This is a genomic window from Paenirhodobacter ferrireducens, assembly GCF_004022265.1.
GTDB classification, from domain to species: Bacteria; Pseudomonadota; Alphaproteobacteria; order Rhodobacterales; family Rhodobacteraceae; genus Rhodobacter; species Rhodobacter ferrireducens.
In genome coordinates this window covers 180,385-206,876 of sequence record NZ_SAVB01000005.1, presented here as the reverse complement: position 1 = coordinate 206,876, position 26,492 = coordinate 180,385, and the positions used below count along the sequence as shown (strand labels likewise).

The 26,492-nt window shown below is 67.7% G+C and carries 25 protein-coding genes; 8 read left to right on the top strand and 17 right to left on the bottom strand.

Annotation, left to right across the window (positions count from 1 at the left end; translation table 11 throughout):
• Positions 1 to 84: 84 nt before the first annotated feature.
• The gene (locus EOW65_RS05765) at positions 85 to 792 is read right to left on the bottom strand and encodes a DMT family transporter (protein WP_128148021.1); all 708 of its coding nucleotides are present in this window, start codon (positions 790 to 792) and stop codon (positions 85 to 87) included.
• 103 nt (positions 793 to 895) lie between these two features.
• Positions 896 to 1,915 (bottom strand): ribose-phosphate pyrophosphokinase, encoded by a 1,020-nt coding sequence (locus tag EOW65_RS05760; protein ID WP_113899278.1) that lies wholly within the window; start codon positions 1,913 to 1,915, stop codon positions 896 to 898.
• Between the two features lie 113 nt (positions 1,916 to 2,028).
• Between EOW65_RS05760 and EOW65_RS05755 the strand changes: the two genes are divergently transcribed.
• Complete coding sequence (locus tag EOW65_RS05755) at positions 2,029 to 2,628, top strand: 2-hydroxychromene-2-carboxylate isomerase (protein ID WP_128148020.1); 600 nt, start codon at positions 2,029 to 2,031, stop codon at positions 2,626 to 2,628.
• Complete coding sequence (locus EOW65_RS05750; protein WP_128148019.1) at positions 2,628 to 3,437, top strand: alpha/beta fold hydrolase; 810 nt, start codon at positions 2,628 to 2,630, stop codon at positions 3,435 to 3,437. The genes EOW65_RS05755 and EOW65_RS05750 overlap by 1 nt, the downstream gene beginning before the upstream one ends.
• An 81-nt stretch (positions 3,438 to 3,518) precedes the next feature.
• Here EOW65_RS05750 and EOW65_RS05745 read toward each other — a convergent pair whose 3' ends face one another.
• The 5 genes from EOW65_RS05745 to EOW65_RS05725 form a co-directional block, all read right to left on the bottom strand.
• Positions 3,519 to 4,568, bottom strand: a complete 1,050-nt coding sequence (locus EOW65_RS05745; RefSeq protein ID WP_128148018.1) for a threonine aldolase family protein — start codon at positions 4,566 to 4,568, stop codon at positions 3,519 to 3,521.
• Entirely contained in the window at positions 4,568 to 5,014 is a 447-nt protein-coding gene (locus tag EOW65_RS05740; RefSeq protein WP_128148017.1) for a YcgN family cysteine cluster protein, read from the bottom strand. Before EOW65_RS05740 ends, EOW65_RS05745 begins: the two co-directional genes overlap by 1 nt.
• Before the next feature lie 47 nt (positions 5,015 to 5,061).
• Positions 5,062 to 5,985 carry a bifunctional riboflavin kinase/FAD synthetase gene (locus tag EOW65_RS05735; RefSeq protein WP_128148016.1) on the bottom strand — a complete coding sequence of 308 codons (924 nt, stop codon included), beginning with the start codon at positions 5,983 to 5,985 and terminating at the stop codon, positions 5,062 to 5,064.
• Positions 5,986 to 6,019: 34 nt separating this feature from the next.
• Positions 6,020 to 6,457 (bottom strand): MaoC family dehydratase, encoded by a 438-nt coding sequence (locus EOW65_RS05730; protein ID WP_113899272.1) that lies wholly within the window; start codon positions 6,455 to 6,457, stop codon positions 6,020 to 6,022.
• A gap of 163 nt (positions 6,458 to 6,620) precedes the next feature.
• Positions 6,621 to 7,499, bottom strand: a complete 879-nt coding sequence (locus tag EOW65_RS05725) for a TIGR01459 family HAD-type hydrolase (protein WP_128148015.1) — start codon at positions 7,497 to 7,499, stop codon at positions 6,621 to 6,623.
• A 333-nt stretch (positions 7,500 to 7,832) separates the two neighbouring features.
• Here EOW65_RS05725 and EOW65_RS05720 point away from each other — a divergent pair, with 333 nt between their 5' ends.
• Positions 7,833 to 8,735 (top strand): porin, encoded by a 903-nt coding sequence (locus EOW65_RS05720; protein WP_128148014.1) that lies wholly within the window; start codon positions 7,833 to 7,835, stop codon positions 8,733 to 8,735.
• Between the two features lie 136 nt (positions 8,736 to 8,871).
• Here EOW65_RS05720 and EOW65_RS05715 read toward each other — a convergent pair whose 3' ends face one another.
• Positions 8,872 to 9,792 (bottom strand): manganese-dependent inorganic pyrophosphatase, encoded by a 921-nt coding sequence (locus EOW65_RS05715; protein ID WP_128148013.1) that lies wholly within the window; start codon positions 9,790 to 9,792, stop codon positions 8,872 to 8,874.
• A gap of 264 nt (positions 9,793 to 10,056) precedes the next feature.
• Here EOW65_RS05715 and groES point away from each other — a divergent pair, with 264 nt between their 5' ends.
• Together groES and groL are read left to right on the top strand one after the other, a co-directional pair.
• Complete coding sequence (gene groES / locus EOW65_RS05710; protein WP_128148012.1) at positions 10,057 to 10,344, top strand: co-chaperone GroES; 288 nt, start codon at positions 10,057 to 10,059, stop codon at positions 10,342 to 10,344.
• Between the two features lie 56 nt (positions 10,345 to 10,400).
• Positions 10,401 to 12,038 (top strand): chaperonin GroEL, encoded by a 1,638-nt coding sequence (gene groL, locus EOW65_RS05705; protein ID WP_128148011.1) that lies wholly within the window; start codon positions 10,401 to 10,403, stop codon positions 12,036 to 12,038.
• 208 nt (positions 12,039 to 12,246) lie between these two features.
• On the opposite strand, the gene EOW65_RS05700 is transcribed toward groL, so the two are convergent.
• From EOW65_RS05700 to EOW65_RS05670, 7 genes are all read right to left on the bottom strand, one after another.
• The gene (locus EOW65_RS05700; protein WP_128148010.1) at positions 12,247 to 12,597 is read right to left on the bottom strand and encodes an H-type lectin domain-containing protein; all 351 of its coding nucleotides are present in this window, start codon (positions 12,595 to 12,597) and stop codon (positions 12,247 to 12,249) included.
• A gap of 98 nt (positions 12,598 to 12,695) precedes the next feature.
• The gene (locus EOW65_RS05695) at positions 12,696 to 13,094 is read right to left on the bottom strand and encodes a F0F1 ATP synthase subunit epsilon (protein ID WP_128148009.1); all 399 of its coding nucleotides are present in this window, start codon (positions 13,092 to 13,094) and stop codon (positions 12,696 to 12,698) included.
• A 12-nt stretch (positions 13,095 to 13,106) separates the two neighbouring features.
• Entirely contained in the window at positions 13,107 to 14,525 is a 1,419-nt protein-coding gene (atpD, locus tag EOW65_RS05690; protein ID WP_128148008.1) for a F0F1 ATP synthase subunit beta, read from the bottom strand.
• A gap of 18 nt (positions 14,526 to 14,543) precedes the next feature.
• Entirely contained in the window at positions 14,544 to 15,419 is an 876-nt protein-coding gene (locus EOW65_RS05685; RefSeq protein WP_128148007.1) for a F0F1 ATP synthase subunit gamma, read from the bottom strand.
• 21 nt (positions 15,420 to 15,440) lie between these two features.
• Complete coding sequence (gene atpA / locus EOW65_RS05680; RefSeq protein ID WP_128148006.1) at positions 15,441 to 16,970, bottom strand: F0F1 ATP synthase subunit alpha; 1,530 nt, start codon at positions 16,968 to 16,970, stop codon at positions 15,441 to 15,443.
• Positions 16,970 to 17,530, bottom strand: coding sequence for a F0F1 ATP synthase subunit delta (locus tag EOW65_RS05675; RefSeq protein ID WP_128148005.1), 561 nt, complete (start codon positions 17,528 to 17,530; stop codon positions 16,970 to 16,972). The genes atpA and EOW65_RS05675 overlap by 1 nt, the downstream gene beginning before the upstream one ends.
• A gap of 325 nt (positions 17,531 to 17,855) precedes the next feature.
• Positions 17,856 to 18,614, bottom strand: a complete 759-nt coding sequence (locus tag EOW65_RS05670) for a methyltransferase domain-containing protein (protein WP_113899260.1) — start codon at positions 18,612 to 18,614, stop codon at positions 17,856 to 17,858.
• 61 nt (positions 18,615 to 18,675) lie between these two features.
• On the opposite strand from EOW65_RS05670, the gene gloB reads away from it, so the two are divergent.
• Positions 18,676 to 19,446, top strand: a complete 771-nt coding sequence (gene gloB, locus EOW65_RS05665) for a hydroxyacylglutathione hydrolase (protein WP_128148004.1) — start codon at positions 18,676 to 18,678, stop codon at positions 19,444 to 19,446.
• 16 nt (positions 19,447 to 19,462) lie between these two features.
• Here gloB and EOW65_RS05660 read toward each other — a convergent pair whose 3' ends face one another.
• Complete coding sequence (locus EOW65_RS05660; protein WP_128148003.1) at positions 19,463 to 20,917, bottom strand: chloride channel protein; 1,455 nt, start codon at positions 20,915 to 20,917, stop codon at positions 19,463 to 19,465.
• A gap of 299 nt (positions 20,918 to 21,216) precedes the next feature.
• On the opposite strand from EOW65_RS05660, the gene clpA reads away from it, so the two are divergent.
• Both clpA and EOW65_RS05650 read left to right on the top strand, forming a co-directional pair.
• Positions 21,217 to 23,538 carry an ATP-dependent Clp protease ATP-binding subunit ClpA gene (clpA, locus tag EOW65_RS05655; protein ID WP_128148002.1) on the top strand — a complete coding sequence of 774 codons (2,322 nt, stop codon included), beginning with the start codon at positions 21,217 to 21,219 and terminating at the stop codon, positions 23,536 to 23,538.
• Between the two features lie 3 nt (positions 23,539 to 23,541).
• Positions 23,542 to 24,525, top strand: a complete 984-nt coding sequence (locus EOW65_RS05650; protein ID WP_128148001.1) for a M23 family metallopeptidase — start codon at positions 23,542 to 23,544, stop codon at positions 24,523 to 24,525.
• A gap of 52 nt (positions 24,526 to 24,577) precedes the next feature.
• On the opposite strand, the gene EOW65_RS05645 is transcribed toward EOW65_RS05650, so the two are convergent.
• Complete coding sequence (locus EOW65_RS05645; RefSeq protein ID WP_128148000.1) at positions 24,578 to 26,470, bottom strand: acyl-CoA synthetase; 1,893 nt, start codon at positions 26,468 to 26,470, stop codon at positions 24,578 to 24,580.
• Positions 26,471 to 26,492: the final 22 nt, after the last annotated feature.

The following is a 26,492-nucleotide window of genomic DNA, read 5'->3' as shown; positions in this document are numbered from 1 at the left end:
GCCCCACGCCGCCCATGGCGGAAAGCCGCCCGCCGTGGTCTACTTCAACCAGATCGAAACCGACCAGCAGGCGCAGAGAGTAGCTTAAATCATCCCGGAAACTGTCCAAGGGATCGGGAGTAGCTCATACCACAGCGCATAGCCAAGCCCCGAAGTGACCGCGCCCGAGACGAGCGCCGGCCAGATCCCCCAGGTGGGGTCCGGCACCGCGCCCCGCAGCGCAAGCCAGGCCAGCGCCGGCAGCAGCGCGAGTGCAAAGTTCACCGCCGTCGCACCAAGCGGATCGCGCGCCCGCCGCCCGTTCAGAGAATAGAGGCCCCAGCCGAACCCGCCTGCCACCATGAACGCCGCGCCCAGCGGATCGACCGCGGCACCGCCTGCGGGCGCCGCCAGCACCGCAAGCCCGGCAAAGGCCACCCCCGCGCCGATCAGCCGCCAGCGCCCCAGCCGCTCGCCGCCGATCAGCGCAGCCGCAAACATGGTGATCTGCACCGAGCCGAACAGGATCAGCGCGCCGACGCCTGCGTCGATGCGCCCGTTCGCAAGCGTGAAGCCGAGAATATAGAGAAAGAGCGTCGCCATCCCGGCGAGCGCCACCCGCGGCGGCAGGCGCAGTACGGCGCTGCCCCGCCGCGCGAGCGTCAGCGCGATCAGCACCCCTGCCCCCGCACCAAGCCGCAGCACGCCCGTCAACGCCGGATCGAGCCCCGCGACGCCGACCGCCATCCGGTTCAGCACCGAGTTCGCCGCGAAGGCGATCATCACGAGGGTGGTGAGCAGGAACGGCCGCATCGCCCGAGACTGCGCCGATCGGCGCCCCCGCGCAATCCGACCTTCGCGCAAGGAAAAGGCCCGGGGAAATCCCCGGGCCCGTTCTGAACCGCCTCAGGCGCACTCAGCTTTGCGAGTAGAAGCCTTCGTAGATCGGCACCAGCGTGTCGGTCTCGAACAGCGAGCTGACCGAGGTGCCCGACCAGGTGTTCAGGATCGCCTGGGCGAACATCGGCGCGGTCGGCACGATGCGGATGTTCGGGCAGGCGAGCGTCGCCGGCGTCGCCTGGATCGAGTCGGTGATCACCAGCGATTTCATCACCGAGTTGCGCACCCGCTCGACCGCCGGGCCGGACAGCACGCCATGGGTGATATAGGCGTGAACTTCGGTCGCGCCGGCCTCCATCAGCACCTCGGCCGCCTTGCACAGCGTGCCCGCGGTGTCGCAGATGTCGTCGACGATGAAGCACTTCTTGCCGGTCACGTCACCGATCACCGTCATGCCGGCAACCTCGCCCGCCTTCTCGCGGCGCTTGTCGACGATGGCGAGCGGCGCACCGATGCGCTTGGCGAGTTCCCGCGCCCGGGCCACGCCGCCGACGTCGGGCGAGATCACCATCACGTCGTCAAGCTGGCCCTTGAAGTTATGCAGAATGTCGAGCGCAAAGACCGGCGAGGCATAGAGGTTGTCGACCGGAATGTCGAAGAAGCCCTGGATCTGCGCCGCATGCAGATCGAGCGTCAGCACCCGGTCGACGCCGGCCTCGGTCAGCAGGTTGGCGACGAGCTTCGCCGAGATCGGCGTGCGGGCCTTGGCGCGGCGGTCCTGCCGGGCATAGCCGAAATAGGGGATCACCGCGGTGATGCGATCGGCCGAGGAGCGCTTCAGCGCATCGGTCATGATCAGCAGTTCCATCAGGTTGTCATTCGCCGGGTTCGAGGTCGGCTGGATGATGTACATGTCCTCGCCGCGGACGTTCTCGTAGACCTCGACGAAGATCTCCTGATCGTTGAAGCGTTCGACCCGGGCGTCGACGAGGTTCACCGACATGCCCCGGTGCATCGACATCCGGCGAGCAATGGCATGGGCGAGCGGCGTGTTGGCATTGCCAGCAATGAGTTTCGGTTCAGTCATGACGGGCATCAGCTACCTCTGGTCTGCGCCGGGAGCAGACCGGCGGATTCGCGAAGATTGCGCCTGCCTTAGCACCGGGCTAGCCTCCCCGCAAACGCCGTGCATGCCCCAAAGGAGCCCTGATGGCCCATATCGACTACTTTTTCTCGGTCTTCAGCCCCTGGACCTACCTTGCCGGGCTGCGACTCGAGGAAATCGCCGCCCGCCACGGGGCCGAGATCGCCTACAAGCCGCTTGACCTGCTCGGGCTCTTCGACCGCACGGGGGGCACCCGGCCCGCCGGGCGGCACCCGAACCGGCTCGCCTATCGCGGCCAGGAACTCACCCGCTGGTCGAAACGGCTCGGCCTGCCGCTGACGCTCGCCCCCGCGGGCTATCCGCCGAACCCGGCGCCTGCCTCCTACGCGGTGATCGCGGCGCAGGCCGCGGGCGGCGGCGATCTGGGCGGACTGGTCCATGCCATCGGCCGCGCGCTCTGGGCCGAGGGGCGCAACATCGCCGAAGATGAGGTGCTGCGCGATCTGCTCACCGCGCATGGCTTCGATCCGAACCTCGTCAGCACTGGGCTCTTCACCGGCGCGCTCGCCTATGAGCGCAACCTCGAGGAGGCGGTCGAACGCGGCGTCTTCGGCTCGCCCTTCTACATCCTGCGCGAGACCGACGCACGGTTCTGGGGCCAGGACCGGCTCGACTTCCTCGACGAGGAGCTCGGGGCGCTGTGATGGAACAGGACATCCGCGAGGGGGCCCGCATCAGCTGGCAGGTCATCGGCACGGGCCCGCGCCCGGCGCTTGCCATCCACTGCATGCTCGGCACCTCGGACATGTGGGGGCCGCTGCTGTCGCCGCTCGCCGAGCTCTCGACCACCGCCTTCGACCTGCCCGGCCATGGCAAGTCGGCCCCCTGGGTGGCCGAGGGTGCAGCCCCCGGCGCCTATCAGACGCTCGCGACCCGCATCGCCGCCTCCTTCATCGAGCGCCCGGTCGACCTGATCGGCCACAGCTTCGGCGCCTCGGTCGCGCTGCGCATTGCGGTGGCCGCCCCCGAGGCGGTGCGCTCGCTCACCCTGATCGAGCCGGTGCTCTTCGCCGCGGCGAAGGACAGCCCCGAATGGGCCGAGCTGCGCCCGCATCAGGACCACCTCGACACCCTCCTCGCCGAAGGCGCGCTGGAAGAGGCCGCACGCCGCTTCGTGCGCGACTGGGGCGCGGGCGCGCCCTGGGACACGATCCCGGACCGCCACCGCGCCCGCTTCATCGCGCAGATGCCGATCGTGGCGAATGTCACCCCGTCGAATTTCGAGGACCCGGGCCAGATCTGCCGCCCGGGCGGGATCGAGGCGATCGACGCGCCGGTGATGCTGATCCATGGCGACAAGAGCCCGCCGATCTCGGCGCGGGTCTGCGAGGCGCTGGCCGCGCGCATGGCCGATGTCGGCACCGCCTGCGTGCCGGGCGCGGGGCACATGCTGCCGCTCACCCATACCCGTCAGGTCACCGAGCTGATCGCGCTGAACCTCGAGCGGAGCTGAGGGCCCCTTCCGGGCCTTTCCTTGGAAAAATACTCCGGGGGGGGGAGTCCGAAGGACGGGGGACAGCGCCCCCCTTCCCCCTCAGCGCAGAAGCGAGAGGAACTCGTCGATCTCTTCCTCGGTCGTCGCCCAGCTGCACACGAGGCGCGCGGCAAGCGGTTCCTCGCCCGGGCCGTCAAGCGACTGATCGAACGGCCACAGGTAATAGGCCGCGCCCGCCGCCTGCGCGCGGCGATGCGCGGCGCGCGGGACGGCGGCAAAGACCGCGTTCGCCTCGGTCGGATGCACGAGGCTCGCCCCCGGCAGCGCCGCGATTCCCTCGGACAGCCGCGCCGCCATTGCATTCGCATGGTCAGCAAGATCGAGCCACAGCCCGCCCGCCAGATAGGCGAGCATCTGCGCCGCAAGGAAGCGGTGCTTCGAGAAGAGATGCCCCGCACGCTTGCGCCGCAGCTCGAACTCGCGCGCGCGGGTGGGGTCGAACAGGATCACCGCCTCGACGCCCATGCAGCCGTTCTTCGTGCCGCCGAAGCTCAGCACGTCGACGCCCGCCTTCCAGGTCATCTCTGCCGGGCTCGCCCCGGTCGCGACCAGGGCATTGGCGAAACGCGCCCCGTCCATGTGCACCGGCAGGCCGAAATCGCGCGCAACCGCCGCAAGCGCCGTCACCTCGGCCACCGAATAGACGGTGCCCGCCTCTGTCGCATTGGTGATCGAGACCATGCCGCGCTGCAGGTTGTGGATGCCGCCGCGGCCGGTATGGGCGATGGCACGGCGCAGCGCGTCGGGGTCCATCTTCGCATGCGGCCCGTCGACCAGCGTCAGCTTGCCGCCGCCGATGAAGAATTCGGGCGCGCCGCACTCGTCTTCCTCGATATGGGCGTTGCGGTGGCAAAACACCGTCTCCCAGGGCGCGCAGAGCATCGCACAAGAGAGCGCATTCGCCACCGTCCCCGTCGCCACCAGATAGACCGCGGCCTGCGGCGCCTCGAAGATCTCGCGCAGCCGCACCGTCACCGCCTCGGTCAGCGCATCGGCGCCATAGGAGGGCACGTTGCCGGCATTCGCGGCCTCGAGCGCCGCCATGATCTGCGGAGCCACCCCCGCGGTGTTGTCAGAGGCGAAATGCATCACGGTTCCTCGATGATGAACTGGTCCCACAGATCCTCGGGCACCTCGGTTTCCGATACCGTCCGCCCGCGCACCGAGACCCCCGCCTCGTGCACGGTCTCATGCGAGCCGGAGACCAGGTAGTGCCAGGGTTCGAGCGGCTTGCCCTCGAAGCGCAGCCGATAGGCGCAGGTCGTGGGCATCCAATAGGCGATCTTGCGGATCGACTTCGGCGTCAGCAGCACGCATTCGGGCACGTATTGGTGGCGCGTTTCATAGCGGGTGCAGCGGCAGGTCTCGTCATCGAGCAGCCGGCAGGCGACGCGGGTGAATTCGAGCTCTCCCGTGTCCTCGTATTCGAGCTTGTTGAGACAGCAGCGGCCGCAGCCGTCGCACAGCGCTTCCCATTCCGCGGGCGTCAGCTTCGCGAGCGGCAGGGTCCAGAATTCGGGGCGAAGATCGGTCATCGGCGCACCCTGACGCAAAGCGGAGCCAAGGGAAAGGGGGGTCTGCGTCACGCCCCCGAGAGGATCATCCGCGCCTGCGCGCAATCGGCCTTCATCTGGTCAACAAGCGCATCGAGGCTCGAGAAGCGCAGCTCGGGCCGCAGATACTCGACCAGCGCCACCGACACGTCGGCGCCGTAAAGATCGCCCTTGAAGTCGAAGACATAGGTCTCGAGATTGGGGGTGTTCTCGCCGAACATCGGCCGCACGCCCAGACTTGCCGCGCCCTCGTAGCTGCCCGCATGCGGGCCCGAAAGCACGTCGAACTTCACCGCATAGACACCAAGCCGCGGCAGGTGCAGCCCGGCGACGCTCATGTTCGCGGTCGGAAAGCCCAGATCGCGGCCGCGCTTGTCGCCATGCAGGACCGGCCCCTCGATGCGGTGCAGGTGACCGAGCATCGCCGCGGCATCGCGCGGGCGGCCCTCAGCCAGGGCCTTGCGGATCGCGGTCGACGAGATCTCGACGCCCTCGAGATGCAGCAGCGGCGCCACCGTCACCTCGAAGCCGAAGCGGTGGCCGAGCTCGATCAGCGTCGAGGTGTCGCCCTCGCGGGCCTTGCCGAAGCGGAAGTCACCGCCGACGGCGACATGGCACACGCCAAGCCCCTCGGCCAGCACGTCGCGGGCAAAGGCCTCGGCGCTCATCCCGGCAAGGGCGCGGTCGAAGGGGAGCTGGAACAGCCGCTCGACGCCCAGCTTCGCCAGCCGGTGCGCCCGCGCCTCGGCATTCATCAGCCGGAAGGGCGGCGCCTCGGGGGCGAAGACCTGCCGCGGGTGCGGTTCGAAGGTGACGATGCCAAGCGGGCCCTTGCCGCGCGCGAGATCGATCACCGACTGGTGGCCGAGATGGATCCCGTCGAAATTTCCCATCGCGACCGAGGCGCCGCGAAACGCCTCGGGCACATCCTGCCAGTGGGTGAACGTCTGCATCTTCCCCGTCTTCCGGCGCCGTGGCCGGCGCGTCTCAGTTCCGCGAGGGCGCCAGAACCAGCGCTTCGCCCTTGATGACGGTGGTATCGCCCACAGAGCAGGTGGTTTCAAGGGTGACACGACGACGGGCGTGGTCGATCGCCACCACCTTGACCTCGGCGACCACCTCGTCGCCCGGGCGCACCGGCGCGAGGAACTTCAGCGACTGGCCAAGGTAGATCGTGCCATGGCCCGGCAGCTGCTCGCCGATCACCGCCGAGATCAACCCGGCCGAGAGCATGCCATGCGCGATGCGGCCCTTGAACATGGTCTTCGCGGCATAATCGGCATCGAGGTGCACCGGGTTGTGGTCGGTCGAGACCTCAGCGAACATCTCGATGTCCTTGTCGGTGATGACCTTGCTGAGCGAGCGCGTCATGCCGATCTCGAGGTCTTCCAGATAGATCGTGCCGGGGGTGAAGTCATTCGCCATTGTCGCTGTCCTGCCGCGGTTCATGTTGCACCGCGGCATAACACTCCGGCGCCTGGCGCGCAAGGCGCCGCGCAACTTCCATGCCGGAACGCGCCACCCTGCGCAAGAAAATTGCAAAAATGCGACAGCCACCCCGGCAGAAAGCCGGGGCGCGCAGCAGCGCTCAGCGCAGGTGGCCGATGGCGAATTGCGGCGCCTGCTGGCGCGCGGCCAGCCAGGTGTCGAGCAGCTCGGCGTCCGGCGCCTCGACATCGGGGCCGAACTGGTCGGCCGCCAGCCCGCCGGTGACGAAAAGCGCGTCGATCCCCTCACCTGCGGCGCCGGCAACGTCGGTGTTGACGCCATCGCCGATCGCCAGGATGCGCGCGTCCTCGGCCACACCGAGCGCAGCGAGGCGTCGGCGCGCGAGGTCATAGACCGGCGGGTGCGGCTTGCCGAAATAGAGCGCCTCGCCGCCCATCTCCTCGTAGAGCGCGGCCAGCGCGCCGGCGCAGTAGATCCGGGTTTCGCCCATGTCGACGACGATATCGGGGTTGGCGCAAAGCAGCGGCAGGCCGCGGGTCTTGGCCAGAAGGAAGCGCGGCCGGTAATCCTCGGGCACCTCGTTCAGCTCGTCGAAGGGGCCGGTGCAGACGATGCCCTCGGCCTCCTCGAGCGGCACACGGGTGACGCCGGGCTGGCCCTGCCAGGCCTCGGGCACCTCCTCGAAGAAGCCGTTGTCCTTCGCCGGCCCGAGATGCCAGAGCTTGCGACCGACGGCGCCGGCAAACATCGCGTCCTGCGCGGCATCGCCCGAGCTGACGACCAGATCCCACGCATCGCGCGGCACGCCCAGCCGGTCGAGCGTGGCGATGACGTATTTCGCCGGCCGCGGCGCATTCGTCAGCAGCACCACACGCCCGCCCTTCGCGCGGAAGTCCTGCAGCGCGGCGACGGCCGCCGGGAAGGCCGCGACGCCGTTGTGCAGACAGCCCCACAGGTCGCAAAAGAGCGCGTCATAGGGCGCCGAGATCTCGGCCAGGGATTGCACGATCCGCGTCATATCTGCCTCAAGTCCTTGATCCGGCGGGTCGTCTCCCGCCGCGTTGTCCTACAGGCGCTATATGACACTTCGATGAGGAAAGGCAAAGGCCGCCCCTCGCCCGGCGCATCCCGTGATGACGCAATGACGCAGAGGAATGTTTGCGCAATCGCGATTGAAGTCGCCGGCCGGCGGGCATAAGCAACGACAGAGGGTTGAATTTTCTTTTTTTGGCAATTGGGTAGCGTTTGAGTTCCGCCCTCTCTGCGTTCGCAGGGGCGCAGGTTCGAAACCGCATCGTTCCGCCCGGCCGGCCTTCGGCGCCGCGGAGCCAACCACAGAAACAGGCATAAGATGACGAAACTTCTCACCAGCTCCGCCCTCGCGCTGATCGCCAGCGCCAGCCTGGTCGCCGCACAGGACATCTCCGGCACCGCGACGATCGGCTATGGCCGCACCGACGTGTCGGACACCAGCACCGATCTCGACAGCATCACCTTCGACGGCAATGTCGCCGCGACTTTTGACAACGGCCTCCTGTTCGGCGCCCGCGCCACCGCGATGAACGTCAGCATCGACGATGCACCGGACCTGAACGCCTCGCTGCTCGGTGCCTCGGGCGGCTACCGTCTCGGCAGCGGCCTGCGTGGCGGCGCCTATTACGAGCGCGCCCACCTCGGCTTTGCCGGCATGTCCGGCACGGCCAATTCCTACGGCGCCACGGTCGGCTACGACTTCGCCGCCGGCACCGTCGAGGGCTTCTACGGCCGCAGCGCCGGCTCGGATCTCGGGGATCTGAACGTGCATGACTACGGCGTGACCGGCCGCTACACCGCGATGGACGGCCTCACCTTCGGCGGCAACCTGATGCGCACCAACATCGCGCTCGGCGGCGAGGACGAGAATCTTGACCTCGTCGGCCTCGCGGCGGTCTACGACGTGGCTCCGGCCTGGACCGTGTTCGGCGGCCTTACCCGCAGCTCGGTCGCGGACACGGACGTGACCACCTTCGGCCTCGGCGCGAGCTACGACCTGAGCGGCATGGTTGCCGTGCCGACGGTCCTCTCGCTCGAGCTGGCCCGCACCAACCTCGACAGCGACGATCTGGACGCAGACGGCCACGGCAACACCGTGCGTCTCGGCGTGACCTTCCCCTTCGGCCAGACCGGCTCGAAACTGCCCGCGAACAGCGTCGCCGGTGCCGTCATGACCCCGAGCCACAGCGCCGTGACCCAGACCGTGCTCAGCGCGTTCTGATCGCCCCGCACAAGCAACGCGAAAGGCCGGGGCATATGCTCCGGCCTTTTTCATGCGCCGCCGCCATCCGGCCCCCGGCGCAAAGGAAAGGGGCGGAGGTTTCCCCCCGCCCCGCAAGCTTGCCCTGTGCGAAGAATCAGACCTTCAGCGCCGGAATGATCTGCTTCTTGCGCGACATCAGCCCGGGCAGGACCACGGTGTCACCCTCGACGGTGCAGCCGAAGGAGGCCTCGGCGATCTTCTTCACCAGATCGTTCGGCACCAGCAGCGTGGCTTCCTCGTTCAGGATGTCGATGACGAAGAGCAGGACCTGATCGGCGCCGTCTTCCTGCGCCACCCCCGGCATCGACGCCATCAGGCTGTCCTTGCGGTCGAGGATCAGCTTCGGCGCGGTGGTCTCGAGGACGGAAACGCGCAGCTCGGTGCCGTCGACGTTGTATTCCTTGCTGTCCATCCGCAGCAGCGCCGCATCGGAGAAGGCCGAGACGTCCGATTTCGCCTCGAACATCGCCGAGGCGAGCTCGTTGATGTTCACGCCCAGATCAGCGGCCAGCTTCTCGGCCACGGCCTTGTCATGGGCGGTGGTGGTGGGCGAGCGGAACTCGAGCGTGTCGGAGAGGATGCACGACAGCATCGCGCCCTTGATCGCGCGCGGCGCCTTCTCCACGTCGGCGCCCATCAGGTCGTGCATGATGGTGGCGGTGCAGGCGAGCGGGCGGATGGTGATGTCGATCGGCCCCTTGGTCTCGATCCCGCCGACCAGCTTGTGGTGATCGATGATCGCGGTGATGTCGGCCTTGTTGATGCCCTCGGGCAGCTCGGCCGGGTTGTTGGTGTCGACGATGACGACGCTCTCGCCCGGCTCGACGCCGGCGATGATCGCGGGCTTCGGCAGATCCCAGTGCTTCAGCACGAAGGCCGCCTCGGTGTTGGGTTCGCCGAGCAGCGCGGGCTCGGCGGCCACGCCCTTCACTTCGTTCAGATACCACGCCCAGACGATGGGCGAGCCGGTCGAGTCGGTGTCAGGGGCCTTGTGGCCGAAAACCTTGGTGGTCATGGGATCCCTCGGATGGTCGGTTTCGCGCGTCTTATAGGCGCTGCAGCAAGACTTGTCACGCTCCGCGCAGAGCCCGTCGGGCGAAGCGGCGTGGTTTCCCGCCCGGCCCCGCTCCGCCGCCCGCCGCCGCCGCGGCGCGGCGGAAATTTTCGCCGGTCCGGGTGTTGACAGGCCGGCGGGGGCGTGACTAACTCCGGCATCGTTAGCACTCGCCAGTGCTGAGTGCTAAAAGCAATGGACCTGGAACCTTAGGGAGTGACCCAGATGGCATTCAAACCGCTTCATGACCGCGTGCTGGTCAAGCGCGTGCAGAGCGAAGAAAAGACCAAGGGCGGGCTGATCATTCCGGATTCGGCGAAGGAAAAGCCGGCCGAAGGCGAGATCGTCGCCGTGGGCGAAGGCGCGCGCAAGGACTCGGGCGAGCTGATCGCGCCGTCGGTCAAGGTCGGCGACCGCGTCCTGTTCGGCAAGTGGTCGGGCACCGAGGTGACCCTCGACGGCACCGAAATGCTGATCATGAAAGAATCCGACATCATGGGGATCATCGCCTGAGGCCCATCCGCCCACGCGATCCCCTGATCTCAACGCTATTCTGAAGGAGCCAAACAATGGCAGCCAAGGACGTCAAGTTCTCGACCGATGCCCGCGACCGCATGCTGAAGGGTGTGAACATCCTCGCGGACGCCGTGAAGGTCACCCTCGGCCCGAAAGGCCGCAACGTCGTCATCGAGAAGTCGTTCGGTGCCCCGCGCATCACCAAGGACGGTGTCTCGGTCGCGAAGGAAATCGAACTTTCGGACAAGTTCGAGAACATGGGTGCGCAGCTGGTGAAAGAAGTCGCCGCCCGCACCAATGACGAAGCCGGCGACGGCACCACCACCGCCACCGTGCTCGCCCAGGCGATCATCAAGGAAGGCCTGAAGTCGGTCGCCGCCGGCCTCAACCCGATGGACCTGAAGCGCGGCATCGACCTCGCCACCGCGAAGGTCGTCGACGCGATCAAGGCCGCCTCGCGCCCGGTCGCCGACAGCGACGAAGTCGCCCAGGTCGGCACGATCTCGGCCAACGGCGAAGCCCAGATCGGCCGCTTCATCGCTGACGCGATGCAGAAGGTCGGCAACGAGGGTGTCATCACCGTCGAAGAAAACAAGGGCATGGAGACCGAAGTCGAAGTCGTCGAAGGCATGCAGTTCGACCGCGGCTACCTCTCGCCCTACTTCGTGACCAACCCCGACAAGATGATCGCGGATCTCGAAGACTGCCTCATCCTGCTGCACGAGAAGAAGCTCTCGTCGCTGCAGCCGATGGTTCCCCTGCTGGAAGCCGTGATCCAGTCGCAGAAGCCGCTCCTCATCATCGCCGAGGACGTGGAGGGCGAAGCGCTGGCCACCCTCGTGGTCAACAAGCTGCGTGGCGGCCTGAAGATCGCCGCCGTCAAGGCTCCGGGCTTCGGTGACCGCCGCAAGGCCATGCTGCAGGACATCGCGATCCTGACCGGCGGCCAGGTGATCTCGGAAGACCTCGGCATGAAGCTCGAGAACGTCGGCATCGACATGCTCGGCAAGGCGAAGAAGGTGTCGATCTCGAAAGAGAACACCACCATCGTCGACGGCGCCGGCGACAAGGCCGAGATCGAGGCGCGCGTCGCCCAGATCCGCACCCAGATCGAGGAAACCACCTCGGACTACGACCGCGAGAAGCTGCAGGAGCGTGTCGCGAAGCTCGCCGGTGGCGTCGCCGTCATCCGCGTCGGCGGCATGACCGAAGTCGAAGTGAAAGAGCGCAAGGACCGCGTCGATGACGCCCTGAACGCGACCCGTGCGGCCGTGCAGGAAGGCATCATCGTCGGCGGCGGCGTGGCTCTGGTTCAGGCCACGAAGACGCTCGACGGCCTCAAGGGCTCGAACGCCGATCAGGACGTCGGCATCTCGATCATCCGCCGCGCCCTCGAAGCGCCGCTGCGTCAGATCTCGGAGAACTCGGGCGTCGATGGCGCCGTGGTCGCCGGCAAGATCCGCGACTCGGAATCGCTCTCGTTCGGCTTCAACGCGCAGACCGAAGAATATGGCGACATGTTCAAGTTCGGCGTGATCGACCCGGCCAAGGTGACCCGCACCGCGCTCGAGAACGCGGCTTCGGTTGCCGGCCTGCTGATCACCACCGAGGCGATGATCGCCGAGAAGCCCGAGCCCAAGGCTCCGGCTGGCGGCATGCCCGACATGGGCGGCATGGGCGGCATGATGTAATCACGCCTTCCCTTGCGGGAAACGGAAGGGCGCCCCTCGGGGCGCCCTTTTGCTGTCCGACTGCCGGAAAAGGGGGGCGCTGCCCCCCTCGGCCCTTGCGGGCCTCTCCCCCCGGGATATTTGGTGCAATTGGAAGTGTGCGGGGGCGCCGTGCACGGCGGCCTGCAGCGGCGGCTTGCGGGAGCGCGGCGCTCCCCTGCCCTGCCCCTCAGTAGACCTCCCAGTCGTCCTCGTGTCCGACACCGCCGATCGCCATCCAGTCCGCCCGCACCCGCGCCACGCGGGTGTCGCCCCAGGTGCGGAACACGATGACGAAGCCCTCGGGCGTCACCATGTCGGCCGAGATGTCCATCCGGCCGTTGTGCTTCTGGTCGATGTCCCACATCGACAGCGAGACCTGCACCGCAGGCGCCTCGCGGAAGGGCTCGCGGAAGGTCACGACGCGACGCAGCTCGCGCGGGCCCTCGCCGGTCCACATGATGCCGCCGTCCTGGAAATCGGAGAACAGCACCAGCGATCCCCGGGCAATTCCCACGCGGTGGGACGCGATCTTCAACATGCCTCAATCTCCGGCTTTTCCGAAGGTCTACGACGCCGCGGGAAAAGAAAAAAGCCCCGGGGTCTCCCCCGGGGCCTTCAATCCTGCTGCACCGCCCCTCAGAGGGTCATGTGCGAGCCAAGGGCTTCCATGTCGGCGAGCACCTTCATCGCGGCGTCGACGAGCGAGGGCGCAGCCTCCTCGACGGCCTTGCGGGCCTCGGCGACCATCTCGGCGTGCACGTCGGGCGTCAGTTCCGCCTTCGGCATGCCGCGCTCGGCCAGCACGATCACGCTTTCGGGCGTGATCTCGGCGAAGCCGCCAGTCACCGCGTATTCCGCGGTCCCCGCAGCGCTGACCACGGTCAGGATCCCCGGCCGCAGCGTGGTGATCAGGGGCGCATGCCCCGGCATCGCGGACAGGTCGCCATCGGCGCCCGGAATCCGCACCTCGGTCACCGGAGCGGAAGCAAGCTTCCGCTCGGGCGCGACGAGGTCGAACTGCATCATATCGGCCATGGGTTATCCCCCTTACGCCGCAGCAGCGAGTTTCGCGGCCTTGGCGATCACTTCGTCGATGCCACCCACCATGTAGAAGGCAGCTTCCGGCAGGTGGTCGTATTCGCCGGCCACCACCGCCTTGAACGACTTGATGGTGTCCTCGAGCGGAACCTGCTTGCCGTCGGCGCCGGTGAAGACCTTCGCCACGTCGAACGGCTGGCTGAGGAAGCGCTGGATCTTCCGGGCGCGGGCCACGGTCAGCTTGTCCTCTTCCGACAGTTCGTCCATGCCGAGGATGGCGATGATGTCCTGCAGCGACTTGTAGCGCTGCAGCATGCCCTGCACGTCACGGGCGACCTGGTAGTGCTCTTCGCCGACGATCTGCGGATCGAGGATACGCGAGGTCGAGTCGAGCGGGTCGACGGCCGGGTAGATCCCGAGTTCCGAGATCGCACGCGACAGAACCGTGGTGGCGTCGAGGTGGGCGAACGAGGTCGCCGGCGCCGGGTCGGTAAGGTCGTCGGCCGGAACGTAGATCGCCTGCACCGAGGTGATCGAGCCCGCCTTGGTCGAGGTGATGCGTTCCTGCAGCGCGCCCATGTCGGTGGCGAGCGTCGGCTGATAGCCCACGGCCGAAGGGATACGGCCAAGGAGCGCCGACACTTCCGAACCCGCCTGGGTGAAACGGAAGATGTTGTCGACGAAGAACAGCACGTCCGAACCCGACTGGTCGCGGAACTGTTCGGCGAGCGTCAGGCCCGAGAGGGCGACGCGCATACGGGCCCCCGGAGGCTCGTTCATCTGGCCGTAGACCAGCGCCACCTTCGATTCCTCGAGGTTGTCGAGGTTGATAACGCCCGACTCGATCATCTCGTGATAGAGGTCGTTGCCTTCACGGGTCCGTTCACCCACGCCGGCGAACACGGAGAAGCCCGAGTGCACCTTCGCGATGTTGTTGATCAGTTCCATGATCAGAACGGTCTTGCCCACGCCGGCGCCGCCGAACAGGCCGATCTTGCCGCCCTTCGAGTAGGGGGCGAGCAGGTCGATGACCTTGATGCCGGTGACGAGGATTTCCGACGCGGTCGACTGCGCCGCGAAATCCGGGGCCGGCTGGTGGATGGCGCGGTATTCGGCCGCTTCGACCGGGCCCTTTTCGTCCACCGGCGCGCCGATGACGTTCAGGATGCGGCCGAGCGTCGCGTTGCCGACCGGCACCGAGATCGGCGAACCGGTGTCGACGACTTCAGCGCCGCGCACGAGGCCCTCGGTAGCGTCCATCGCGATCGCGCGGACGGTGTTCTCGCCGAGGTGCTGGGCAACTTCGAGCACCAGCTTCTTGCCGTTGTTGGTGGTCTCGAGCGCGTTCAGAATTGCGGGCAGGCCGCCTTCGAACTGCACGTCGACGACGGCGCCGATGACCTGGGTCACTTTGCCTTTGCTTGCCATTGTCTATCTCCGGTTCCGTCAGAGCGCCTCGGCGCCCGAAATGATTTCGATGAGCTCTTTGGTGATCGCGGCCTGGCGCGAGCGGTTGTACTCGATCGTCAGCTTGTCGATCATGTCGCCCGCGTTGCGGGTGGCGTTGTCCATCGCCGACATCTGGGCGCCGTTGAACGAGGCGTTGTTCTCGAGCAGCGCCGAGAAGATCGCCGTCGAGACACCGCGCGGCAGCAGGTCGTGGAGGATCGCCTCCTCGCTCGGCTCGTAGTCGAAGAGCGCCGAGGCGCCATGCCCCTCGCTTTCCTCGAACTGGGCCGGGATCACCTGTTTCGCCGTCGGCACCTGCGAGATCACGCTCTCGAAGACCGAGTAGAAGATGGTCGCGACATCGAATTCGCCGGCGTCGAAGCGGGCGAGAATGTCACGGCCGATCCCGCGGGCGGTGAGATAGGTGAGTTTCTTCACCTCGCTCAGGTCCACGTGCCCGACGAAATACTGGCCATAGTCGCGGCGCAGCGCGTCGCGGCCCTTCTTGCCGACGGTCAGGATCTTCACCGTCTTGCCGGCAGCCAGCAGTTCGTCTGCCCGGTGCCGCGCAAGCTTGGCGATGTTGGCGTTGAAGCCACCGCAAAGCCCGCGTTCGCCGGTCATCACCACCAGGAGGTGGGTCTGGTCAGAGCCCGTCCCGGCCAGAAGCCGGGGCGCAGAGGCAGAGCCGCCGACCGAGGCCGCAAGGCTGGTCATCACGGCATTCATCCGCTCGGCATAGGGCCGGGCGTGTTCGGCGGCTTCCTGGGCGCGGCGGAGCTTCGCCGCCGCGACCATCTGCATCGCCTTCGTGATCTTGCGAGTGTTCTTGACACTCGCGATCCGGTTTTTGAGGTCCTTAAGGCTGGGCATGTCCCTGTCCTTTCAGGCGGCTCAAGCGAAAGTCTTGGCGAATTCTGCGATCGCGGCTTTCAGCTTGGCTTCGGCATCGCCCTTGATCTTCGGATCTTCGTTGGTGATCCAGTCAAGAACATCCTTGCGGTTCGAGCGCAGGTAGCTCAGCAGGCCAGCCTCGAAGCGGCCGACTTCCTTCACCGGCACGGCATCGAGGAAGCCGTTGGTGCCCGCGAAGATGACCGCGACGATTTCCGCGTTGGTCAGCGGCGCATACTGCGGCTGCTTCATCAGCTCGGTCAGGCGCGCACCGCGGTTCAGCAGCTTCTGCGTCGCGGCGTCGAGGTCCGAGCCGAACTGCGCGAAGGCCGCCATTTCGCGATACTGCGCGAGTTCCAGCTTCACCGGGCCGGCGACCGACTTCATCGAGTTGGTCTGGGCCGACGAGCCGACGCGCGACACCGAGAGACCGGTGTTCACGGCCGGGCGGATGCCCTGGTAGAACAGTTCGGTTTCAAGGAAGATCTGGCCGTCGGTGATCGAGATCACGTTGGTCGGGATGTAGGCCGACACGTCGCCCGCCTGGGTCTCGATGATCGGCAGAGCGGTGAGCGAGCCGAGGCCGTAGTCCTCGTTCAGCTTGGCCGAACGTTCCAGCAGACGCGAGTGCAGGTAGAACACGTCGCCCGGATAGGCTTCACGCCCCGGGGGACGACGCAGCAGCAGCGACATCTGGCGATAGGACACGGCCTGCTTCGACAGGTCATCATAGATGATCAGCGCGTGCTGGCCGTTGTCGCGGAAGTATTCCGCCATCGCGGTCGCGGTGTAGGGGGCGAGGTACTGCATCGGCGCCGGGTCCGAGGCGGTGGCGGCGACGACGGTGGTGTATTCCATCGCGCCCGATTCCTCGAGCTTCTTCACCAGCTGCGCCACGGTCGAGCGCTTCTGGCCGACGGCGACGTAGAAGCAGTGCAGCTTGTTCGAGGGATTGGCCTCGTTGTACGACTTCTGGTTCAGGATGGTGTCGAGCGCGATCGCGGTCTTGCCGGTCTGACGGTCGCCGATGATCAGCTCGCGCTGGCCGCGGCCGATCGGGATCATCGCGTCGACCGATTTCAGGCCGGTCGCCATCGGTTCGTGCACCGATTTGCGCGGGATGATGCCCGGGGCCTTCACGTCGGCGATGCGACGCTCGACGAAGGTCACCGGACCCTTGCCGTCGATCGGGTTGCCGAGGGCGTCAACGACGCGACCGAGCAGGCCCGGGCCGGTGGGCACGTCCACGATCGCGTTGGTGCGCTTGACGACATCGCCTTCCTTGATGTCGCGGTCGGAGCCGAAGATCACGATACCGACGTTGTCGACCTCGAGGTTCAGCGCCATCCCGCGGATGCCGCCGGGGAACTCGACCATTTCGCCCGCCTGGACGTTGTCGAGCCCGTGCACGCGGGCGATACCGTCGCCCACCGAGAGCACGCGGCCGACTTCGGCCATCTGGGCGTCCTGCCCGAAGTTCTTGATCTGCTCCTTGAGGATCGCAGAGATCTCAGCTGCTTGGATGCCCATTATCCGACCTCTTTCATGGTGTTCTGGAGAGAAGCGAGCTTCGAGCGGATCGAGGTGTCGATCATGCGCGAGCCCAGCCTGACAATCATTCCGCCGATCAGGCTGTCATCGACGGCGACATTGAGCTTGACGGTCTTGCCCGTCTTTTCCTGCAGCGTGGCGGCCAGCTTGGCGGCCTGCGCGTCGCTGAGGGGCGCGGCGGCGGTGACCTCGGCGGTCACTTCGCCCTTCGCCGTGGCAATCGCCTCGGCCAGCGCCTTGAGAAGCTGCGGCAGCGCGAACAGGCGACGCTTGGACGCCATCAGCGCAAGCCCCTGCGCCATCGGCGCCGAGAGACCCATGCGCGCGGCCACCGAGGCGATCGCCTTGCCCTGATCGTCGCGGCTGTAGAGCGGCGAGGAGATCAGGTCGCGCAGCTCAGCCGAGGCGGCCAGAGCCGCACCGAGCGCACCGACATCGGCCTCGAGGGCATCAACGCCCCCGGCATCCCGTGCGAGTTCGAAGATGGCCGTGGCATAGCGCCCGGCGATGGCTGCGGAAATCGAAGCTGGTTCGGACACGTCCACCCTTCCGATGCTCTTGCCCCCGCGCGTCCGATCCGATCGCACCGACCGGGCCGGGCCGGAGGCTCCCTTCGGCGTTCGGGTTCCCGCCCGGACGCCGCATTCGGGACCGCGTGTAGCAGAGCGTTCCCCCCCTCGCAACCGTCTTGCACAACAGAATGTGAATGGGGTGAACGGAATTACACCGGGGCCGAGACTGTTAGCGCAAGCCCTTCGGAAGTTGCGGCGCTAACATGATGCCGCAATGCAGCATTGCGCCTCCGGAAGGGCTGCCGCGGGGCCCCGGGCAGCACGTGATTCCCCAGCGGCAAGGCGGCCCGGCTCAGACCGGATCGGCCATTGGCTTCGCCGCCCCCTCGAGGATCGACAGCGGCTTGCGCACCGCGGCGCCAAGCCCCGGCCGGCGCGGTGAATGCACCTGTTTCGACAGTTCGAGAAACAGCACGCCCGCGGCGAGGAAGCCCGACACCCGCGCCCCCATCCGCTCCCACATCGCGGCCGAACGCAGCCAGAACCGGCGGTGCGAGGGCGGGATGTAGAGGGCCGCGGCGTGGCGTTCGGGCACGAACCCCGCCCGGCGCGCCTGCAGGTCGAGCTGCCCGAGCGAGTAGGGCCGGCCAAAGCCGAAGGGGGTGGTCTCGCGCGGTGCCCAGAGGCCCGAGCGGTTCGGCACGATCAGCATCGCCCGCCCGCCGGGGCCGAGCACCCGCCAGCATTCCTCGAGCAGCGCATCGGGGTTGTCCGAGACCTCGAGCCCGTGCAGCACGACGAGCCGGTCGACCATGCCGGTCTCGAGCGGCCAGCGCGTCTCCTCACACAGCACCGAGACATTGGGCATCCCCGCGGGCCAGGGCATCACCCCCTGCGCCGCGGGCATCAGCCCGATGACCCGCCGCGCCGGCGCGAGATAGGGGCGCAACAGCGGCACCGCAAAGCCATAGCCCGCCACGGTCAGCCCCGCCATCTCGGCCGAGGTCGCGGGCCAGAGCTCGAGCAGACGGTCGCGCACCGCGCGCTGCGCCGCACGGCCAAGCTGGGTGCGATAATAGAAATTGCGCAGGTCGAGCACGTCGAGGTGCATTGCGTGCGGTCCCTCCCCGGGCGTAACTGGGGTCACAATAGCGAATGCGACACGAAAAGCCATGACTCTCGAATTGCTGATCGTCCCCTGTCTTGCCGACAATTACGCCTATCTGCTGCACGATGCCGGCAGCGGCACGACCGCGGTCGTCGACGTGCCCGAGGCGGCACCGGTGCAGCAGCTGCTGACCGAGCGCGGCTGGCGGCTCGACACGATCCTGATCACTCACCACCACAACGACCACATCGCCGGGGTGCCGACGCTCGCGAGCGCGACCGGGGCCGCGGTGATCGGCGCCGCGGCCGACGCGCACCGGCTGCCGCCGCTGACCCAGGCCGTGCATCCGGGCCAGGTGATCGAGGTCGCGGGCCACCGCACCGAGATCCTCGATGCGGCGGGCCACACGCTCGGCCACATCGCCTTTCACATGCCGCTCGCGGGGCTTCTGTTCTCGGGCGACAGCCTGATGAGCTGGGGCTGCGGACGGCTGTTCGAGGGCAGCCCGGCGCAGATGCTGGCGACGCTGACCCGGATGGCGGCGCTGCCGGACGACACGCTGGTCTGCTCAGGTCACGAATACACCGAGGCGAACGGCCGCTTCGCGCTGAGCCTCGAGCCGGAGGCCCCTGCCCTGCGCGCACGGATGGCCGAGGTGCAGGCGCTGCGCGCCGAGGGGCGGCCGACGGTGCCGGCGCGGCTCGACCTCGAGCAAGCGACGAACCCGTTCCTGCGCGGGACCGATCCGGCGCTGAAACACGCCCTCGGGCTGCCCCCCGAGGCAAGCGCGCTTGACACCTTCACCGAGGCGCGGGCGCGCAAGGACCGGTTCTGAGCGATCCGCGGGCCGCTCAGCGCGGCCCGTCGCCGTCCTTGCCGGCGGCGCCGGCGGGCCGGTCGTCCGCAGGGCTGTCCTCGAACAGCGCCTCGGCCTCGGCCACCGCCGCCACCTCCTGCGCCGCCGCCGCACGCCCCGCCGCCCCGGCCGCGCGGGCCTGGCGCAGCGCATCGGCGACAAAGAGGCGCGACAGCGTGGCATAGAGCGGCTCGGGCGAGATGAAGCGCGAGGTGCCATAGCCGAGCATCGCTGCCGCCATCACCGGCACGATGATCTCGTGGTTGCCGGTCATCTCGATGATGATGACGAAGGCGGTCATCGGCGCCTGCGTCACGCCGGCGAAATAGCCCGCCATGCCGAGGATCGCGGCAAGGCCCACCTCGGTCGACAGGATCAGCGCCACGGTGGCCCCAAGCCCGGCCCCGACCGAAAGCGAGGGCGCGAACAGCCCGCCCGGAATCCCCGAGACGGTGGCGGCCAGCGTCGCGACGAGCTTCGCCAGGAAATAGGTGGGCGGCGGCGCCTGCCCCTCGATCGCGGCGCGGGCGACATCATAGCCCGTGCCCCAGGTCAGCCCGTCGCAGGCGACGCCCGCGACGGCGGTGACGATGCCCGCAACCAGCGCCACGATCACCGTCTTGCGCCCGGCCGAGGCCGAGCGCCACCGCCGCAGCCGGCGGGTGATGAGGATCGTGCCGCGGCTGAACAGCGCCCCCGCCAGACCGCCGACGAGGCCGCAGACCAGCACCATTACCCAGTCGCGCCAGCCATTCGCCAACGCATCGGAATGGCCGAAATAGGTGTAGTTGCCGAGAATGCCGAGCGACGAGAGACCGGCAATGATGACCGTGATCAGCACCACGCCGTTGGTGCGCGCCTTGTAGGCTCGGCTCATCTCCTCGATCGCGAAGACGATGCCCGCAACCGGGGTGTTGAAGGCCGCCGCGATGCCCGCGGCCGAGCCTGCAAGGATCAGCCCGCGCCCCGCCGGGATGCCGCCGAAACGCCCCGCCGCCATCATGATCGAGGCGCCCACCTGCACCGTCGGCCCCTCGCGCCCGATCGAGGCGCCGCAAAACAGGCCGGCCACGGTCAGCGCCACCTTGCCCACAGCGATCTTCAGGCTCAGCATCGCGCCGCGGTCGGGCAGGTCACGCAGCACCCGCGCCGCCATCGCCTGCGGGATGCCCGAGCCCTGCGAGTTCGGGATCCAGCTCCGCGCCACCCAGGCGCAGGCGACGAAGCCGAGCGGAGTGACGATCAGCGGCGCCAGGCGGAAATCCTCGGTCGCGGCAAAGGCGGCGAAGGTCTTCTGCGCGAAATCGGCCGCGATCGCGAAACCTGCGCTGATCGCGCCGATCGCCAGCGCGCCGAGCCAGAACACGAACCGCGACTTCCACAGCCGGGGCGCGTTCATCGCCCGCGAGCGACGCCACATCGCGAGGCGCGAGATCCGGAAGGAGGCCATCGTTCTTTCCGTTCTTTCCGTATCGAGAGGCCCTTCCAATGAACCCTCCCCCACCCTATTTCAACCCGGAACTGGCTTTGACGCGGGATTTCCGCCCCTGTAGCCGGGCCCCCGGCGCGCGGAGCACCTGCCCTGAGGACAGGAGATCGGGCGAAGGCCCTGTTCACTTTTCGGGCAGAACGGAAACAGTGAGTGATTTTTACGCAAAGAGGGCTTGAAGCGCGGCCATTTCCGCCGAACTTTAATCCCATAAGGCCAGCAAAGGGCTCAGGCCCCGCACCGCAGGAAAGGAGCACCATATGCCGTCGTTCTCGACCACGCTCGAACAAGCCATCCACGGGGCGCTTGCGCTGGCAAACTCGCACAAGCACGAGCTCGCCACGCTCGAGCACCTCCTGCTCGCCCTGATCGACGAGCCCGACGCGAACCGCGTCATGCGCGCCTGCGGCGTCGATCTCGACGAGCTGCGCCAGACGCTGAACGAATTCATCGACGACGACCTCTCGACCCTGATCACCGAGGTCGAGGGGTCGGAGGCCGTGCCCACGGCTGCCTTCCAGCGCGTGATCCAGCGCGCCGCGATCCATGTGCAAAGCTCGGGCCGGACCGAGGTGACGGGGGCGAATGTGCTCGTCGCGATCTTTGCCGAACGCGAGAGCAACGCCGCCTTCTTCCTGCAGGAGCAGGACATGACCCGCTACGACGCGGTCAACTTCATCGCCCATGGCGTCGCCAAGGACCCCGCCTTCGGCGAGGCCCGCCCGGTCGTCGGCGCCGAGGACGAGCAGAAATCCGAGGCCGCCCAGCCCGGCGAGGCGAAGGAATCGGCGCTGGCGAAATACTGCGTCAACCTGAACCAGAAGTCGCAAAAGGGCGACATCGACCCGCTGATCGGCCGCGAGGAAGAGGTCGAGCGCGCGATCCAGGTGCTGTGCCGCCGGCGCAAGAACAACCCGCTGCTGGTGGGCGACCCGGGCGTCGGCAAGACCGCCATCGCCGAGGGGCTCGCGCTCAAGATCACCCGCGGCGAGACGCCCGAGATCCTGTCCGGCGCGACGATCTTCTCGCTCGACATGGGCGCACTTCTGGCCGGCACCCGCTATCGCGGCGATTTCGAGGAACGGCTGAAGGCGGTGGTGAAGGAGCTCGAGGACCATCCCGACGCGATCCTCTTCATCGACGAGATCCACACGGTGATCGGCGCCGGCGCGACCTCGGGCGGGGCGATGGATGCCTCGAACCTGCTGAAACCGGCGCTGGCCGGCGGCAAGCTGCGCTGCATGGGCTCGACCACCTACAAGGAGTTCCGCCAGCACTTCGAGAAGGACCGCGCGCTCAGCCGCCGGTTCCAGAAGATCGACGTGAACGAGCCCTCGGTGCAGGATTCGGTGAAGATCCTGATGGGTCTGAAGCCCTATTTCGAGAAGCACCACGACATCCGCTATACCAACGACGCGATCAAGGCGGCGGTGGAGCTGTCGGCGCGCTACATCCATGACCGCAAGCTGCCCGACAAGGCGATCGACGTGATCGACGAGGCCGGCGCCGCCCAGCATCTGCTGAGCGAGAGCAAGCGGCGCAAGACGCTGGGCCCGAAGGAGATCGAGGCGGTGGTGGCGAAGATCGCCCGGATCCCGCCGAAGACCGTCTCGAAGGGCGATGCCGAGGTGCTGCGCGATCTGGAGAAGACGCTCAAGCGCGTCGTCTTCGGCCAGGACAAGGCGATCGAGGTGCTCGCCTCGGCGATCAAGCTCAGCCGCGCGGGCCTGCGCGAGCCGGAAAAGCCGATCGGCAACTATCTCTTCGCGGGTCCGACCGGCGTCGGCAAGACCGAGGTGGCGAAGCAGCTGGCCGACACGCTTGGTGTGGAGCTGCTGCGCTTCGACATGTCGGAATACATGGAGAAGCACGCCGTCAGCCGGCTGATCGGCGCCCCTCCGGGCTATGTCGGCTTCGATCAGGGCGGCATGCTGACCGATGGCGTCGACCAGCACCCGCATTGCGTGCTGCTGCTCGACGAGATCGAGAAGGCACACCCGGATGTCTACAACATCCTGCTGCAGGTGATGGACCACGGCAAGCTGACCGACCACAACGGCCGGACGGTGGACTTCCGCAACGTGATCCTGATCATGACCTCGAACGCGGGCGCCTCGGAACAGGCCAAGGCGGCGATCGGCTTCGGCCGTGACCGGCGCGAGGGCGAGGACACGGCGGCGATCGAGCGCACCTTCACGCCCGAGTTCCGCAACCGTCTCGATGCCGTGGTCAGCTTCGCGCCGCTGTCGCGTGACGTGATCCTGCAGGTGGTCGACAAGTTCGTGCTGCAACTCGAGGCGCAGCTGATCGACCGCAACGTGCATATCGAGCTGAGCCCCGAGGCGGCGAACTGGCTCGCCGAGCGCGGCTATGACGACAAGATGGGGGCGCGCCCGCTTGGCCGCGTGATCCAGGAATACATCAAGAAGCCGCTCGCCGAGGAACTGCTCTTCGGCAAGCTGACCAAGGGCGGCATGGTCTTCATCGGGGTCAGGGACGACGCCATCGTCCTCGACGTCGAGGAACCCGGCAAGCCGCGCCTGACCGGCGAGGCGAAACCGCGCCTGCTGCCCGCCGGCTGAGCGATGCAGCGCCTGCCCCATCCGATCCCGGCCCTGATCCTCGGGGCCGGGATTTTTCTTGCCCCGGCCACACGGGCCGGGGACATCACGCTGGCCCTGCCGATCGACTGCAGGCTGGGCGAGACCTGCTACATCCAGCATTACCCCGACCGCGACCCGGGCCCGGGGGTGCGGGACTACAGCTGTGGCGCCGTCACCTACGAGGGCCATGACGGCACCGATTTCGCCCTGCCCACCCGCGCCGCGATGGCGGCGGGCGTCGCGGTGCTGGCGGCCGCACCCGGACGGGTGCGCGCGGTGCGCGACGGCGAGGCCGACGGCGCGCTGCTTGCCGGCGCGAGCGTGAAGGGCAAGGAATGCGGCAACGGCGTGCTGATCGAGCATGGCGCAGGCTGGCAGACGCAATATTGCCACCTGAAGCGCGGCTCGATCCGGGTGCAGCCGGGCGAGACGGTTGCGGCGGGCACGCCGCTCGGCCTCGTGGGCATGTCGGGTCTGGCCGAGTTCCCGCACCTGCACCTGACGCTGCGCGAGAACGGCACGCCGGTCGACCCGTTCCGGCCCGCCCACGACGCGAGTTGCACCCCCGTGGCGCAGACCGGCCTGTGGGGCAGCGCCCTGCCCTACCGCCCCGGCGGCCTGCTCGAGACGGGGCTCGCCATCGCCCCTCCCGATTACGGTGCGGTCCGGGCCGGGCTACCGCCCGCGACGCGGTTGCCGGCCGATGCCGGGGCGCTGCTGCTGTGGGCCTATGGCTGGGAAAGCGTGACCGGCGACGTGCTGCGCTTTGTCATCGACGGCCCCGCGGGGTTCCGCTTCGAGCAGGAGAGGCCGCTCAAGAAGGGGCAGGCGCTGTTTCTCGGCTATGCCGGGCGCAAGGCTCCCGCGGCCGGCTTCCCGGCCGGCACCTACCGCGCCGAGGCGAGCCTCCTGCGTGCGGGCAAGGTGATCGCACAGCGCAGCACCCTGGCCGATCTCGGCGGCTGAGGGCGCACAGGAAAAGGGCGGCCCCCTTGGCCCGCCCGCAGTCATCCGGCGCTTACTTCGCCCATTCCCAGGGCACGGTGAACTCGCCGAGCCGGTGCTTGATCGCCTCGTCTTCGACCGCGCCGGTGGTGGCGATCTGGGCGACCAGACCACGTTTCTTGTCCTCGATCACCGAGACGACATGGGCGGCGATCGCCGCCTCCTTCAGCGCCCCGTCCAGCACCCGCTGGATCGCACGCTTGCGCAGGTCGGGCTTGAAGATCTTGCCGACCGCGGTCTTCGGCAGTTCCGCCATGATCTCGATATGCTTCGGGATCGCGGCGCGCTCGTGGATGTGCTTCTTCGCATGGGCCATGATCTCGGCCTCGGTCACCTCGGCGCCCGCCACCAGCTCGACATAGGCGCAGGGAAGCTCGCCCGCGAAGCTGTCAGGCTGGCCGATGGCGCCGGCGAAGGCCACCGCCGGATGGCTGAGCAGCGCCTCCTCGATCTCGGCCGGGTCGATGTTGTGCCCGCCGCGGATGATCAGGTCCTTCGCGCGGCCGGTGATCCACAGATAGCCGTCCCCATCCAGGCGCCCGAGGTCGCCGGTGCGCAGGAAGCGGTCCTCGGCGAACAGATCGTGGTTCTTGTCCGGCTCGGTATAGGTCGAGCCCTCGAACACGCCCGGGTTGGCGACGCAGATCTCGCCGACCTCATCGATGCCGCATTCGATGTATTCGTGGTTCACCCGGCGCAGGATCCGCACATGGGTGTAGGGCAGCGGCAGGCCGACCGAGCCCACCTTCTTCTTGCCGTCAGGCGGGTTCACCGCGACGAGGCAGGTCGCCTCGGTCAGCCCGTAGCCCTCGCAGACCTCGACCCCGGTCGCCTCGCGGAAGCGGTTGTAAAGCTCGACCGGCAGCGCCGCCGAGCCCGAGATCGCGGTGCGCAGCGAGGAGATATCGGCATTCACCGGCCGCTGCATCAGCGCCGAAATCGCCGTCGGCACGGTGATCAGGAAAGTGACCTGCCAGCGCTCGACCAGCTTCCAGAAATTGTCGAAGACACCCTCGCCGCGATAGCCCGCGGGCGTCGGCATCACCACATGCGACCCGGCCGCGATCGCCGACATCATGATCGGATAGGCGGCGAAGACATGAAACAGCGGCAAGGGGCAGATCATCACGTCGGTCTCGTCGAAGAGCAGCGTGCCGCCGAGCCAGCCGTTGTAGATCATCCCCGAATACTTATGCTGCGCCACCTTCGGCATGCCGGTGGTGCCGCCGGTGTGGAAATAGGCCGCGACCCGGTCGCCGGTGCTGTCGGCGAAGGTCAGCCGGTCACCCGGCATCTTCGCGCATTCGCGGTTGAAATCGAAGACGTCGGCGTGGTGGCGGGTCTCGACCTTCGGACGCAGGAAGGGGACGATCCAGCTTTTCGGCGGCGCGAGATAGCGGTTCAGGTCGATCTCGAGCACCGTCTGCACGTTCGGCGCGAACTTCACCGCCTCGGCCGCCTTCTGCGCCACGTCGGTCTTCGGGAAGGCCTTGAGCGTGACCAGCACCTTGGCCTTGGTCTCGCGCAGGATCGCCGAGATCTGCTCGGCTTCGAGGAGTGGATTGATCGGGTTGACGATGCCCGCCGTCGCCCCGGCCAGCAGCGTGATCGCGGTCTCGAGGCAGTTCGGCAGCATGTAGGCCACCGTGTCGCCCTCGCCGACGCCAAGGCTGCGCAGCAGGTTCGCGGCCTGCGTCACCCGGGCATGGAGCGCCGCCCAGCTCAGCGTCTGTGCCGGTGTCTGCGGATCCGAGAACAGCTGGAACGACAGCGCCGGACGCGCGCCGTGGCGCTCTTTCGTCCGCGTCAGGAATTCATAGAGCGTCTTCGCAGTGTCGCGTTCTGCCCAGGGCATCTCGCGCTCGATACGATCACGATCCGCAACCGTGGCATAGATTTCCGACATTTCAACCTCCCCTGCCCGTTCC

Excerpts from the sequence above, each read along its gene's own strand:
- EOW65_RS05765 (WP_128148021.1), bottom strand. The coding sequence starts at position 792 with ATGCGGCCGTTCCTGCTCACCACCCTCGTGATGATCGCCTTCGCGGCG.
- EOW65_RS05760 (WP_113899278.1), bottom strand. The coding sequence starts at position 1,915 with ATGCCCGTCATGACTGAACCGAAACTCATTGCTGGCAATGCCAACACG.
- EOW65_RS05755 (WP_128148020.1), top strand. The coding sequence starts at position 2,029 with ATGGCCCATATCGACTACTTTTTCTCGGTCTTCAGCCCCTGGACCTAC.
- EOW65_RS05750 (WP_128148019.1), top strand. The coding sequence starts at position 2,628 with ATGGAACAGGACATCCGCGAGGGGGCCCGCATCAGCTGGCAGGTCATC.
- EOW65_RS05745 (WP_128148018.1), bottom strand. The coding sequence starts at position 4,568 with ATGCATTTCGCCTCTGACAACACCGCGGGGGTGGCTCCGCAGATCATG.
- EOW65_RS05740 (WP_128148017.1), bottom strand. The coding sequence starts at position 5,014 with ATGACCGATCTTCGCCCCGAATTCTGGACCCTGCCGCTCGCGAAGCTG.
- EOW65_RS05735 (WP_128148016.1), bottom strand. The coding sequence starts at position 5,985 with ATGCAGACGTTCACCCACTGGCAGGATGTGCCCGAGGCGTTTCGCGGC.
- EOW65_RS05730 (WP_113899272.1), bottom strand. The coding sequence starts at position 6,457 with ATGGCGAATGACTTCACCCCCGGCACGATCTATCTGGAAGACCTCGAG.
- EOW65_RS05725 (WP_128148015.1), bottom strand. The coding sequence starts at position 7,499 with ATGACGCGGATCGTGCAATCCCTGGCCGAGATCTCGGCGCCCTATGAC.
- EOW65_RS05720 (WP_128148014.1), top strand. The coding sequence starts at position 7,833 with ATGACGAAACTTCTCACCAGCTCCGCCCTCGCGCTGATCGCCAGCGCC.
- EOW65_RS05715 (WP_128148013.1), bottom strand. The coding sequence starts at position 9,792 with ATGACCACCAAGGTTTTCGGCCACAAGGCCCCTGACACCGACTCGACC.
- groES (WP_128148012.1), top strand. The coding sequence starts at position 10,057 with ATGGCATTCAAACCGCTTCATGACCGCGTGCTGGTCAAGCGCGTGCAG.
- groL (WP_128148011.1), top strand. The coding sequence starts at position 10,401 with ATGGCAGCCAAGGACGTCAAGTTCTCGACCGATGCCCGCGACCGCATG.
- EOW65_RS05700 (WP_128148010.1), bottom strand. The coding sequence starts at position 12,597 with ATGTTGAAGATCGCGTCCCACCGCGTGGGAATTGCCCGGGGATCGCTG.
- EOW65_RS05695 (WP_128148009.1), bottom strand. The coding sequence starts at position 13,094 with ATGGCCGATATGATGCAGTTCGACCTCGTCGCGCCCGAGCGGAAGCTT.
- atpD (WP_128148008.1), bottom strand. The coding sequence starts at position 14,525 with ATGGCAAGCAAAGGCAAAGTGACCCAGGTCATCGGCGCCGTCGTCGAC.
- EOW65_RS05685 (WP_128148007.1), bottom strand. The coding sequence starts at position 15,419 with ATGCCCAGCCTTAAGGACCTCAAAAACCGGATCGCGAGTGTCAAGAAC.
- atpA (WP_128148006.1), bottom strand. The coding sequence starts at position 16,970 with ATGGGCATCCAAGCAGCTGAGATCTCTGCGATCCTCAAGGAGCAGATC.
- EOW65_RS05670 (WP_113899260.1), bottom strand. The coding sequence starts at position 18,614 with ATGCACCTCGACGTGCTCGACCTGCGCAATTTCTATTATCGCACCCAG.
- gloB (WP_128148004.1), top strand. The coding sequence starts at position 18,676 with ATGACTCTCGAATTGCTGATCGTCCCCTGTCTTGCCGACAATTACGCC.
- EOW65_RS05660 (WP_128148003.1), bottom strand. The coding sequence starts at position 20,917 with ATGGCCTCCTTCCGGATCTCGCGCCTCGCGATGTGGCGTCGCTCGCGG.
- clpA (WP_128148002.1), top strand. The coding sequence starts at position 21,217 with ATGCCGTCGTTCTCGACCACGCTCGAACAAGCCATCCACGGGGCGCTT.
- EOW65_RS05650 (WP_128148001.1), top strand. The coding sequence starts at position 23,542 with ATGCAGCGCCTGCCCCATCCGATCCCGGCCCTGATCCTCGGGGCCGGG.
- EOW65_RS05645 (WP_128148000.1), bottom strand. The coding sequence starts at position 26,470 with ATGTCGGAAATCTATGCCACGGTTGCGGATCGTGATCGTATCGAGCGC.